This is a genomic window from Frankia sp. Hr75.2, assembly GCF_949319125.1.
GTDB classification, from domain to species: domain Bacteria; phylum Actinomycetota; class Actinomycetes; order Frankiales; family Frankiaceae; genus Parafrankia; species Parafrankia soli.
On the sequence record NZ_CASGGV010000300.1, the window covers coordinates 12,056 to 24,817 of the forward strand.

A 12,762-nucleotide genomic window follows, 5' to 3' on the forward strand; every position below is an offset into this window, starting at 1 on the left:
GCCGTACGGCGCGTCCAGCCGCATGTCCTGACGGCTGTCCTGACGTCTACTGAGTGAATTCCCCCGGATTGGACAGAGCGAACCAGTAGTGTCCGTGACCGGGCAGTGTCAGCAGGTACGGAAGCTCGCCGACCGGTGGGAAATGGACCCGGCCGAGCAGCTCCACCGGCACCAGGCCGGCGAATCTCCGCAGGTCGAGCTCGACGGGCTGGGCGAACCGGGAGAGGTTCGCGACGCAGAGCACCCTGTCGTCACCGAACTCCCGGACATACGCGAAGACCGACGGGTTCGACGCGCCGAGCTCCTCGTAGGTGCCGAGCCCGAAGACGGGATGCCGCTTGCGGACCTCGATCATCCGCCTGGTCCAGGACAGGAACGACGTCGGCATCCGCTGCTCGGCCTCGACGTTCAGTGCCTGGTAGCCGTACACCGGGTCCATGATCACCGGTAGGTACAGCCGGGCCGGGTCGGTTGTCGAGAACCCGGCGTTGCGGTCCGGGGACCACTGCATCGGGGTGCGCACGCCGTCGCGGTCACCGAGATAGATGTTGTCGCCCATACCGATCTCGTCGCCGTAGTAGAGCACGGGACTGCCGGGCAGGGAGAGCAGCAGGGCGGTGAACAGCTCCATCTGGTCGCGGCTGTTGTCCAGCAGCGGGGCGAGGCGTCGGCGGATCCCGATGTTCGCCTTCATACGCGGGTCCTTCGCGTACTCGGCGTACATGTAGTCCCGCTCCTCGTCGGTGACCATCTCCAGGGTCAGCTCGTCGTGGTTGCGCAGGAAGATGCCCCACTGGCAGTTCGGCGGGATCTCCGGGGTCTGCGCCAGGATCTCCGAGATCGGGTAGCGCGACTCCCGCCGCACCGCCATGAAGATGCGCGGCATCAGCGGGAAGTGGAAGGCCATGTGGCACTCGTCGTCGTTGCCGAAGTACTGGACGACGTCCGAGGGCCACTGGTTCGCCTCGGCCAGCATGACCCTGTCGGCGTACTTGGCGTCGATCTCCTTGCGGACCCGGCGCAGGTACTCGTGCGTCTCCGGCAGGTTCTCCCCGTTCGTGCCCTCGCGCACGTACAGGTAGGGGACGGCGTCCAGGCGGAACCCGTCGAGGCCGAGGTCGAGCCAGAAGCGCAGGACCTCCAGCATCGCCTCCTGGACGTCCGGGTTGTCGTAGTTGAGGTCGGGCTGGTGGGAGAAGAACCGGTGCCAGTAGTACTGCCCGCGCACCGGGTCCCAGGTCCAGTTCGACTTCTCGGTGTCGACGAAGATGATCCGGGCGTCGGGGTACTTCTCGTCGGTGTCGGACCAGACGTAGAAGTCGCCGTACGGCCCGTCCGGGTCCGAGCGGGACGCCTGGAACCACGGGTGTGCGTCGGAGGTGTGGTTCATCACCAGGTCGGCGATGATCCGTAGCCCGCGCCGGTGCGCCTCGTCGACGAGGTTGATGAAGTCACCCAGGTCCCCGAACTCGGGGAGGATCTGGAAGTAGTCGCTGATGTCGTACCCGCCGTCGCGCAGCGGCGAGGAGTAGATGGGCAGCAGCCACAGGCAGTCCACGCCGAGCCACTCGAGGTAGTCCAGTTTCGAGACCAGCCCGGCCAGGTCACCGGTGCCGTCGCCGTTGGAGTCGGCGAAGCCGCGGACGAGGACCTCGTAGAACACGGCCCGCTTGAACCACAGCGGGTCCTGGGACGTCCCCGTGTCGCCGCCCTCGGCCGCGGTCTCGCGCAGCGGTTGCTCCGCGAACGGTTCCGACTCGTTCACGGCAGGCGCCGCGCGGTCAGGATGTGGGCGGGCTCGGTCGGCTCCAGGCGGACGTAGTTCTCACGGCCCCACTGGTAGGTGGCGCCGGTTATCTCGTCGTGCACTTCGAAGCGGTCGCCCCAGTCAAGCCCGAGAGCGGGCATGTCCAGTCGCACGGTGGTCTCCCGGGCCGAATGCGGGTCAAGATTGACGACGACGATGACGAGGTCGTCGTCGGGGCGGAGGCGGCCGAGGGCGGGTCCGCCCGCCCGGGCCGTGGTGTGCCGTTTGGAGAAGACTGTGATCTCGGGCGTCGCGGACTCGTGGATGTGCAGGTTGCGCATCCAGTGCAGGGCCGGGTGGTCGCGCCGGATCTGGTTGAGCCGGGTGAGGTAGGGCGCCAGCGAGGCCCCGGCGCGTTCCGCGCCGGCCCAGTCCCGCGGCTTGTACTGGTATTTCTCCGAGTCGAGGTACTCCTCGCTCCCGGCCCGCACGGGGGAGTTCTCGTACAGCTCGTACCCCGCGTACACCCCCCAGGTCGGGGAGAGCATCGAGGCGAGCACCGCCCGGATGCGGAACGCCGCCGGCCCGCCCGTCTGCAGGAACCCGGGCAGGATGTCCGGGGTGTTGACGAAGAAGTTGGGCCGCATGTAGTGCGCCGCGTCGACCAGCTCCTGCGCGTACTCCTCCAGCTCACGGCGCTCGTTGCGCCAGGTGAAGTAGGTGTAGGACTGGGTGAAGCCAATCCTGGCGAGCGTGTGCATCATCGCCGGGCGGGTGAACGCCTCGGCCAGGAACAGCACGTCCGGCTCGGTCGCCTTGACCTGGCCGATGAGCCACTCCCAGAACTCGACCGGCTTCGTGTGCGGATTGTCCACCCGGAAGATCCGGACGCCGCGGGCCGTCCAGAACCGGACCACCCGCAGAATCTCGTGATATAGACCGATCGGGTCGGCGTCGAAGTTCAGGGGGTAGATGTCCTGGTACTTCTTCGGCGGATTCTCCGCGTACGCGATCGAGCCGTCGCTGCGCACGACGAACCACTCCGGATGGTGCTTCGCCCAGGGGTGGTCCGGCGCGCACTGCAACGCCAGGTCGAGTGCGACCTCCATGCCGAGCGAGCGGGCCCGCGCGACGAAGAGGTCGAAGTCGTCCAGGGTCCCCAGATCCGGGTGGACGGCGTCGTGGCCGCCCTGCGAGCTGCCAATGGCCCACGGTGAACCGGGGTCCTCCGGGCCGGGCGTGAGGGTGTTGTTCGGGCCCTTGCGGTTGATCTCGCCGATCGGGTGGATCGGTGGCAGATAGACCACGTCGAAGCCCATCGCGGCGACGGCCGGCAGTCGTTCCGCGGCGGTGAGGAAGGTGCCCGATCGCGGTGGGTCGAGGCTCGCACCCTCGGACCGGGGGAACAGCTCGTACCAGCTGCCGTAGAGCGCCCGCTCGCGGTCCACCCACACCCGGTACAACGGGGTGCGGGTCACGAGCTCGCGCAGCGGGTGCTCGTCGAGCAGACCGGCCAGCTCCGGGGAGCAGGCGGCGGCGATGCGCTCGTGCGGATCCGTCACGTTGTCGTCGCGCAGGACCGCGACGGCCCGCGCGATGTCGACCCGGCGGGGCTCGGGCACTCCGGGCAGCGCGCGCAGCAGCAGCCGCGCGCCGTCCTCGAAGTCGACCGCCAGCTCGTCCACCGTCTGGCCGGCACCGACCTTGAGCTCGATGCCGTGCCGCCAGGTGGCCAGCGGATCAGCCCAGGCCTCCACGCGATAGCCCCACAGGCCCTCGCGGCCCATGGCGACATCGGCCTCGTAGCGGTCCGTGCCCGCGCCGGCGAGTTTCATCCGCGTAAACGGAACTCCCTGGCCGTCGGGGCCGGAAAGAACGACATTGGCCCCGATGAGGTCATGCCCCTCACGGAAGACCGTCGCGCTGACGGTGAGGGTTTCCCCCTCCACCGCCCGCGACGGCCACTGGCCACAGGAGACGACCGGGCGCGCGTCAGTGATGACAACCCGGCCTACTGAACGTCCGATCATCATGGGGACCTTATCCAGACGAACCACGACTCAATGGTCGACCCTGTACATGGCGTTCGGTGACACCGCCACGTGAACTGCATGCAACCACCGGATGGGCCCACGTTGTCTCTGTGGTGGGTCTGCCTGTGCTGTCCCGATGGTCACGGTCCTGACCGATGTTCCCGGCTTGCTCCGGTGGTTAACCTTCCGCGGCGAGTATTGCTCTCGTAGAGACTGTGGTGTGTCCAGTGGGTGACGTCGGACGGGTCGCTGCGCCGGTCTGGGAGCCTCGATGGCGCTCGTTTCTGACGGTGTGCCCACCACATCGCCCGCCGCACGTCGAGTTCGGGTGATGTGTCGTTTGGGTGACAGTGGCCCCTGGGGGTGGTGAGCCTTTGGTGGTGGCACGCTCGGTGATCTGGGAACCTCGTCGCGCGCTCGTTCGTCCCGCTGAACACAGAACTGCAGAACACCGAGTTCCGATCGACCCGGGCGCCGGGCGGGCGGAGCACGGCCCGGCCACGGCGGCCGGAGGGTACGGCCGCCGGGGCGGTCGCCCTCGGGCGAAGTGGCGGTGCGGGTGGCTGCCGGCAACTGCCCGGGGGCACGCGTCGCTGCCGGGCAGGTCCCGCCGGCTCGCGCGCGGCTGGACATGTGACGCAGGTGACCAGACCGGGCCCGCGAGGGTCCGAGGCGGACACACCGGACCCGCGAGGGCCCGGGGCGTGATGTGTGACGCAGTACGCTGCCGGCGCCCGGACCCCTGGGCGGCCGGGGGCGGCGCGCCGCCCCCGGCGCGACCACCGCGCGCGGGCGACAGCGCCGGGCCGGCTGGGAAGCCGGCCCGGCGAGCATCCGACAACACCGAACCTGGAGGAGCAGTGGGAGTCAGCCTCAGCAAGGGCGGCAACGTGTCGCTGACCAAGGAGGCGCCCGGTCTCACGAACATCATCGTCGGTCTCGGCTGGGACGTGCGGACGACCACCGGCGCCGACTTCGACCTGGACGCCAGCGCGATCGCGTGCCGGGCGGACGGCAAGGTGGTCTCGGACGGGCACTTCATCTTCTTCAACAACCTGAAGAGCCCGGAAGGCGCGATCGAGCACCAGGGCGACAACCTCACCGGTGAGGGCGAGGGGGACGACGAGAAGATCAACGTCGACCTGGCGGGCCTCCCGACCGAGATCGACAAGATCGTCTTTCCGGTCTCCATCTACGACGCGGACTCGCGCTCGCAGAGCTTCGGGCAGGTGCGAAACGCGTTCATCCGCGTGGTGAACGCCGCCGGCCAGGCCGAGATCGCGCGCTACGACCTCACCGAGGACGCCTCGACCGAGACCGCCATGGTCTTCGGCGAGGTCTACCGGCACGGGGCGGAGTGGAAGTTCCGCGCGGTCGGCCAGGGCTACGCCTCCGGCCTCGCGGGAATCGCCCGTGACTACGGGGTGAACGTCTGACGGTTCGCGTCCGCGTGCGCGACATCACCCCGGGACGACTTGGTCCCGGGGTGATCCTCGGCGTTGGCGCTGACCCCGGCATCGACTCCGGCTCCGCCGGCGGGCCCCGGCCGGGAGCTCGAGCGGGTCACGGGCCGGCCCCCTGCGACGCGTTCGCGCCGATGGATCCAGTCGTGTACGGACGGTGGGGAAGGTGGGTGCCTGTCGGGTTTCGGTCGTGCCGAGTGACCCGTACCTGGCTACGATTCGCTCGACCGCGGGACCTACACCGCCCGGTGAGCTGGACGCAGCGGTCGGCGACAGTGTGTGACGTTGTGTGTGGTGGGTTCCGTACGGACCGCGGAGCTCGTCCGTAAACGCCTGTCGAAGCACTGTGAGCCGGTCCGGGAGGTGTTTCAAGGAGTGCACGCACTTCGAATTTTCGGCTGGTCCCTCGCCATCACGGTGATCGGGGTCGCGGGGGCTGGTGTGATCGGCGGCGGCGACGCCGCGGCGATCGTCGCCATCCTCGCCGTCCTCGAGATCAGCCTCTCGTTCGACAACGCGGTCATCAACGCGACGATCCTGCGCCGGATGAGCGAGTTCTGGCAGCGCATCTTCCTCAGCGTCGGCATCATCATCGCCGTGTTCGGGATGCGGCTGCTGTTCCCGATCGTGATCGTGTCGCTGACGGCGCATCTCAGCCCGGTGGACGTCTTCGACCTGGCGCTGAACCACGAGGAGGAGTACGGGGCCCGGCTGCACGACGCGCACCCCTCGATCGCCGCCTTCGGCGGGATCTTCCTTTTTATGATCTTCCTTGACTTCATGTTCGACCCGGAGCGCGAGATCCAGTGGATCAAGCGCATCGAGGAGCCGTTCCGCCGGGCCGGCCAGCTCGACGTCGTGTCCGTCGTGCTGGGGCTCGTCGCGTTGCTGGTCGTGGGGGAGGCCTTCTCCGGCGACCACACCCAGCAGGTGCTGACGGCGGGGGTCGCCGGTCTCGCCACCTATCTGGGTGTCCGCGGGCTGGGCGAGTTCTTCGAGGCCCGCGGAATCGGCGCGGACGACGACGAGGACGACGAGGACGAGAAGGCCGGGGTCGACGGCTCGGCAGCGGGGAAGACCACGGCACCCGGTCGCACCACGGGAACCTCGGACGTGGTCCTCGCGACCGGCCGGGCCGCCTTCTTCCTGTTCCTCTACCTCGAGGTGATCGACGCGTCGTTCTCGTTCGACGGCGTCGTCGGGGCGTTCGCCATCTCGCAGAACATCTTCATCATCGCGGCCGGCCTGGGTATCGGCGCCATGTACATCAGGTCGATCACGGTGTACCTCGTCCGGCGCGGGACACTGGGCGAGTACATCTACCTGGAGCACGGAGCGCACTACGCGATCGGCGCGCTCGCCGTCATCCTGGCGGTCTCGATCGAGACCGAGGTGCACGAGATCGTCACCGGGCTGATCGGTGTGGCGTTCATCGGGCTGGCCCTGCTGTCCTCGATCCGCCACCGCTCGAAGGAGCGGCAGGAGAACCTCGACGGCGGGGACGACGCGGCCGCGGGTGACCAGTCCGGGGACGCCGGCGATCCCGAGAGCGCGCCGGTCGTCGGCACCCGGAGCTGACGTCACCACCGACCACCACCCACCACCTATCTCACCGCCGACCACCCCACCGCCGTCACCCACTGCCATCACCCACCGACCGCAAGGGAGCGGAACATGGGCATCGACTACAGCAAACGACCCGCCGCACCGGCGGCGGGGCCGCCGGTGTCACTGAGCAAGGTCACGCTGACCAAGTCCACGCCGACCGTGTCGCTGAGCAAGCAGGGTGGCGGCGGGCGGCTGCACGTCAACCTGAACTGGAACCAGACCGGGACCGGCGGCGGCGGCGGGGGTAAGGGCGGCTTCCTCAAGCGGGTGCTCAGCGCCGGCAGTGGCGGCATCGACCTCGACCTGGCCTGCCTGTTCGAGCTGGCGGACGGCCGTTCCGGCGTGGTCCAGGCGCTCGGCAACGCCTTCGGCTCGTTCGACAACCCGCCGTACGTCAACCTCGACGCCGACGACCGGACCGGGGCCGCAACCGGCGGTGAGAACCTGCACGTCAACCTCGCCCGGATCGGTGAGATCCGTCGCCTGCTGGTCTTCGCCTTCATCTACGAGGGCGTGGCCTCCTTCGACCAGGCCGACGCCGTGGTGACGCTGACCCCGGCCCAGGGCGCGCCGATCGAGGTCCGCCTCGACGAGCGGGCCGGCGGCGCCCGGATGTGCGCGATCGCACTGCTGACGAACACCGGTGGTGACTTCTCCGTCAGCCGGGAGGTCCGGTATGTCAGCGGACACCGCGAGCTGGACAAGGCGTACTCGTGGGGCCTGGACTGGACCGCTGGCCGCAAGTGACCGGTCACCGCGGCCCGTCCCGCGGTGCGAGGGGCGGACCCGGAGTTGAGTGGAACGCCGGAACCGGGCAGGCTGTCCGCAGTAGCCGGGAATCAGTCGTGATCAGGGCCCACGCACCGGGATGACCCGTCCGTTGCCGCCGCCTGACGGGGAGGGGCGTTACTCCATGTTCCAGCCACGGCGTTCCTCCCGGTCAGGCCGCTCCGGCGGCCCGGGTGAGGCGGGCGAGGGCCGGGGCGGCGCCGGTGGTTACCGCTGGTTCGCCCCTGAGGACCTGCCCGGCGAGGAGCTGCCCGACACCCGGGAGCAGGGTGAGGACGATCGGGGCGAGCCCCGGTCGGACGGGCCGGAGCGGACGTCCGCCTGGTACGACACGGACGACGGCACCGACCCGGGCGACGGGGAGTACCTCCGTCCCAGGGGCTACGTGTCACGGCTGCCGGGCGGCCGGTCGGGGCGCGAGCGCTCCGACTCCGGTGGCGCGGGCGCGCCGGCCGGGGGCGGTCGCGGATTCGCCCCGGACACCTACGAGCGCGCCGGGTACGGCCCACCGGACCGCGGCGAGGGAGATCCGGAGGCGGGCTACCGCTCCGCCTACCCGGACGAGGCCTACGGCGACCCCGGGTACGGCGACCCCGGGTACGCCGGCGGCGGGTACGAGGAGAGCACGTACGAGTCCGGGCCGGAGGGCGAGGACCGGTACGCGGGCGACGGCTACCGGCGGCCCGAGACCGCCGACGGCGAGTACGACCGCGGTCCCGGGTACCCGGGCGGGCCGCGGTACGCGGGCGGTGACGGGTTCGCCGACGCTCCCGGCTTCCCCGGTGAGGCGGTTTTCACAGGCGAGGCGGACTACATCCGCGGTGGCGAGCCCCCGCTCCCGCGCCGGACCAGCTACAACGCCGCTCGCGGCTATCCCGACGACGGCGGCTACCGGGGCGAGCCCCGGTACGCCGGGGACGGCGGCGGTGCCGCGGCGTATGCCGGCACGCCGGGATACGCCCGCGACCCGGAGTTCGTCCCGGACGGCCCCGGTACGCCGGAGTACGTCGCCGAGGCCGATTACCCGGCCGGTGCGCAGTACTCCGGCGACGCCGAGTACTCCGGTGACGTGCGGTTCACTGAAGGTGACGCGCGGTTCGTGGGGGAGGCGCGGTACCCGGACGACCCGCGGTTCTCAAACGACTCCCAGTTCTCGGACGACCCGCGGTTCTCGGGCGACTCCCAGTTCTCGGGAGATGCGGAGTACCCGAGGGACACGACGTTCGCCGGTGACGAGGAGTACTCGGGGGAGGGCCCGCGTGCCGGTGGCGAGGGCCACCCGGATGCCGCGCCGTACGCCCGCGGGTCCGACCGGTACGAACGCGAGGGCGACTTCCCCGACGGCCCGGCATACCGGCGCGACGCCGCCTACGCCGGTGGCGCCGACTACACCGATGATGCGGGCTACGCGGGTGGCGCCGCCTACGAGGCGAAGGCCGATGCCGGACGCGGCACCGCTTTCGCGCCCGGCGGCGGAACCGGCTACGGCGGGGACACCGGCTACTCCGGCGACGGTGAGTACACAGCCGCCGCCGGCTACGACGGAGCCGGCGATCGCGGCGGTGCCGAGCTGCCGCCGATGCCCGCGCAGAAGATTGATTTCTTCCGGCGCTACGTGCGCCAGTCGACCGAGCCCGCCGGCATGCCGGACGCCCCGGTCGGGGACGGCGGGGACTCGACGGGGGCCCGTCCCGCCAGCCGTCGGGACGAGTTCGACCTGCTCGACTACGAGATCCTCGGCGGGAGCGCGTCCGACCGGCATGCCGGGGACGCCCCCGCCGGCCGCGTCCCCGGCCAGCTCGACGACGCCGGGGACCCGATCGGGAACTACCCGGCAGCGGAGCACGCCTTCGCCGCGCGGGACCGGGTGGACGTCCTCGTGCCGGGTGACCTCCCGACACCGGGTGGCCACCTGGCGGACGACGCCGTGGCGGCCGGCGATGTCGTGGCGGCCGGCGATGTCGTGGCGACAGGCGACGTCGTGGCGGGCGACATCGTGCCGGGCAGTGTTGTGCCGGACAATGCCGCGGCGGGCGATGCCGCGGCGGGCAAGGTCGTGGCGTCCGGCGAGCTGCTGGAGCCCGACGACGTCGTCGCGTCCGGTGATCTGTCGGCATCCGATGATGTTGTGGCGTTCGATGACCTCCTGACGGGAGATGATCTCCTGACAGGAGACGAGGCAGGCACCGGCAGGACGGCGGACGGGGCCGGCGCGCAGGCGCTGGGCGCACCACCGCCGGGCACCGGCCTCGGCCTCGGTTTCGAGCGGGGGCCGTTCGACGGCACCGGCCGGCCGGCCGACGCGGACGTGATCGACGGATCGGGCGCGGACGCCGTGCCCGCGCAGACCGTTCCGGCGGGCACCGTTCCGGCGGGCACCGTTCCGGCCGGCGCTGGGTCAGCCGGCGCTGGGCCGGCGGGCGCCGTTTCGGTGGGTGCCGGGGTCGTGCCGTCCGCCGCGGTCCCGGTGGGCCTGGCGGTGGGGGACACCGATGGCCCGGCCGTGACCGGCGCGGTCCCGTCGGACGAGGCCCCGCCGGCCGCCGCCGTGGACGGTGCTTTGAACGGAGCCGTCATGAACGGAGCCGGAGTGGACGTGTCCGCCGCGGCGCTGGTCGACCGGCAGGTGCTGGAACGCCTCGCCGATCGGGTGGACGAGCTCGTCCGCCTGCGCCGCCACGACGCCGAGCTGGTCGACCGCCTGCACGCGGAGAACGGCCGGCTGCGCGGCGGTGAGCTGACCGAGGCGATGACCCCGCTGCTGCGCGGGCTGGTCCGGCTGTACGACCAGATGAGCAGCCTCGGTGCCGAGGACGCCCAGAGCGTCGCCGGGATCCTGCGCAAGCAGCTGCTCCAGATCCTGGACCTGGCCGCGGACGTCCGTCCCTACGCGCCGGCGGCCGGCGACCCGTTCGATCCGGGGCGGTCGCTGGGGGTCCGCCGGGTCGGCACCGACGATCCGGCGCTGGAGGGAACGGTCGCCCGGACGGTTCGTCCCGGCTTCGTCCGCGGGGAGTCCATGGTCGTCCGACCTGCCGAGACCGAGGTCTACCGGGCCTTCTGACCAGGCGTCCCGACCGGGCGTTCCGGCGGGGCGGGACGGCCCGGGGGACGGCCGGCTCCGACGGCCCGGCACGCGCGCGTCATCATCATGAGGCAGATGCCGGCGCGCACGCCGCCGGCGGCGGAGCCGGTGGCACGTAAGCCGGCCGGGTGGGGGCGTCGCCGGTCGTGGTCTGCCGGCCGCAGCAGTCGTCAGGTGAAGGGAAGATCAGACGGTGGCAGGCACCAAGGTGTTCGGAATCGACCTGGGCACCACCTACTCGTGTATCGCCCAGGTCGACGAGTACGGCCGCCCGGACGTGATCCGCAACATCGAGTCACAGCCGACGACCCCCTCGGTGGTCCTCTTCGACGGCGTGGCCGCCGGTGGCCCGGGCGGCGCGGAAGGCGGCACGGCCGGCACGGCAGGGGCGGTGGCCGGTGCGTCCGGCGGCGGTGGCTCGACGTCGTTCGTGGTCGGCACCCAGGCCAAGCGTCAGGCGCGCATCCGCCCGGACGACGTCGCGCGGCTCGTCAAGCGGCACATGGGCGCCTCGGACTGGCGGTTCGTGGCGTACGACGTCGAGTACAGCGCTGCGTCGGTGTCCAGCCTGGTGCTCAAGGCACTGGCCGCGGACGCGCAGCGGGCGACCGGGACCCCGGTGACGGACGTGGTCATCACCGTCCCGGCCTACTTCGGTGACGAGGAGCGCAAGGCGACCAAGCTCGCCGGCGAGCTCGCCGGCCTCAACGTCGTCGACATCATCAACGAGCCGACCGCGGCGGCGTTCGCCTACGGGTTCGCCCAGGACGGCCAGTCCACCTCGACGGTGCTCGTCTACGACCTCGGCGGCGGCACGTTCGACACGACGGTGATCCGGCTCAGCGAGAACGACATCACCGTGGTGGCCACGGACGGCGACCACGAGCTCGGCGGCGCCGACTGGGACAACGAGATCGTCCGCTACCTGGCGCAGAAGTTCGTCCAGGAGCAGCCGGACGCCGGTGACCCGCTCGACGACGTCCACGACGAGCAGGAGCTGCTCACCGCGGCCGAGGACGCCAAGCTCGCGCTGTCCGGGCGGGAGAGCGTGGACGTCCTGGTGATGCACGGCGGGCGGCGGAGCAGCGTGCCGGTGACCCGGGCGACGCTGGAGGAGATCACCGGGCCGCTGCTGCAGCGCACGATCGACCTCACCGGCGCGGTCCTGCAGCGGGCCAAGGAGAAGGGCGTCGACAAGATCGACCTCTGTCTCCTCGTCGGCGGGATGAGCAAGCTGCCCGCGGTCGCCCGCCGGCTGGGGGAGACCTTCGGGCTCACCTGCCGGCTGGTCGACCCGGACCTCGCCGTCGCCAAGGGCGCGGCGGTCTACGGGCAGAAGAAGGCGCTGGAGCGTGAGGTCCGCGCGGAGCTGGTGGCCAGCGGACGGCTGCGTCCGGACCAGCAGCTCGACGCGGCCGCGACCGGTGACCTTGAGGTCGCCGCCGCCGCGAGCGCGTCCGCCGCCGGGCTGACGACCTCGTCGGTGGTCGACCTCGTGCGCACCCGCGTGACGGATGTCACCTCGCGTGGCTTCGGGATCTTCGCGGAAGATCGCGGCAGCGCGGTGGCGGCATTTCTGGCCCACCAGAACGACGCCCTGCCGATCCAGGTGAAGCGCACGTTCTACACGATCTCCGACGACCAGTCCGAGGTCGACATCCGGGTCTTCGAGCAGGGCACCGGCGTCGAGTCGACGCGCATCGAGGACAACAAGGTGATCGTGGCCGGCGCGATCAGTGGCATCCCGGCCGGTCATCCCCGCGGGACACCGGTCGAGGTCACCTTCGAGATGGGCCGGGACCAGACCATCCAGGTCACCGCCACCCATGTGGGCGCCTCCGAGCCGCTTGTCCTGCGGGTCAAGGCCGGGGTCGGCAGCGAGAGCATGAAGACCGAGGAATCGGCCAAGGTCAATCTCCTCAAGCAACGGAACTGATCTCCGTCGGGGCGGCGGTGGTGCTCGCGGGGATGAGCACCACCGTGACCGCGGCCCGAGCCGAGATCCGTACCCTCGACCTGGAGCGGGTGTGCCCGGGC

Annotated in this window: 7 protein-coding genes; 5 read left to right on the forward strand and 2 right to left on the reverse strand. The window is 70.9% G+C overall.

Going from position 1 to position 12,762, the window contains the following annotated elements; translation table 11 throughout:
• Window positions 1-46: 46 nt before the first annotated feature.
• The gene (gene treS / locus AC559T_RS24420) at window positions 47-1,765 is read right to left on the reverse strand and encodes a maltose alpha-D-glucosyltransferase (protein WP_071065997.1); all 1,719 of its coding nucleotides are present in this window, start codon (window positions 1,763-1,765) and stop codon (window positions 47-49) included.
• Entirely contained in the window at window positions 1,762-3,780 is a 2,019-nt protein-coding gene (locus AC559T_RS24425; protein WP_498870227.1) for an alpha-1,4-glucan--maltose-1-phosphate maltosyltransferase, read from the reverse strand. Before AC559T_RS24425 ends, treS begins: the two co-directional genes overlap by 4 nt.
• Window positions 3,781-4,640: 860 nt before the next feature.
• Here AC559T_RS24425 and AC559T_RS24430 point away from each other — a divergent pair.
• The 5 genes from AC559T_RS24430 to AC559T_RS24450 all read left to right on the forward strand — a co-directional run bounded on the left by AC559T_RS24430 (window position 4,641) and on the right by AC559T_RS24450 (window position 12,661).
• Complete coding sequence (locus AC559T_RS24430; protein WP_020458691.1) at window positions 4,641-5,216, forward strand: TerD family protein; 576 nt, start codon at window positions 4,641-4,643, stop codon at window positions 5,214-5,216.
• A gap of 402 nt (window positions 5,217-5,618) precedes the next feature.
• On the forward strand, window positions 5,619-6,821 hold the full coding sequence (locus AC559T_RS24435; RefSeq protein ID WP_071065999.1) for a DUF475 domain-containing protein: 1,203 nt from the start codon (window positions 5,619-5,621) through the stop codon (window positions 6,819-6,821).
• Window positions 6,822-6,917: 96 nt separating this feature from the next.
• The gene (locus AC559T_RS24440; protein ID WP_112109412.1) at window positions 6,918-7,598 is read left to right on the forward strand and encodes a TerD family protein; all 681 of its coding nucleotides are present in this window, start codon (window positions 6,918-6,920) and stop codon (window positions 7,596-7,598) included.
• 166 nt (window positions 7,599-7,764) lie between these two features.
• Window positions 7,765-10,704, forward strand: a complete 2,940-nt coding sequence (locus tag AC559T_RS24445) for a hypothetical protein (RefSeq protein ID WP_498870222.1) — start codon at window positions 7,765-7,767, stop codon at window positions 10,702-10,704.
• Window positions 10,705-10,918: 214 nt separating this feature from the next.
• Entirely contained in the window at window positions 10,919-12,661 is a 1,743-nt protein-coding gene (locus tag AC559T_RS24450; protein ID WP_112109413.1) for an Hsp70 family protein, read from the forward strand.
• Window positions 12,662-12,762: the final 101 nt, after the last annotated feature.

Bases quoted from the DNA above. Each gene is read 5' to 3' on its own strand.
- AC559T_RS24440 (WP_112109412.1), top strand. From the start codon at position 6,918: ATGGGCATCGACTACAGCAAACGACCCGCCGCACCGGCGGCGGGGCCG.
- AC559T_RS24425 (WP_498870227.1), bottom strand. From the start codon at position 3,780: ATGATGATCGGACGTTCAGTAGGCCGGGTTGTCATCACTGACGCGCGC.
- AC559T_RS24445 (WP_498870222.1), top strand. From the start codon at position 7,765: ATGTTCCAGCCACGGCGTTCCTCCCGGTCAGGCCGCTCCGGCGGCCCG.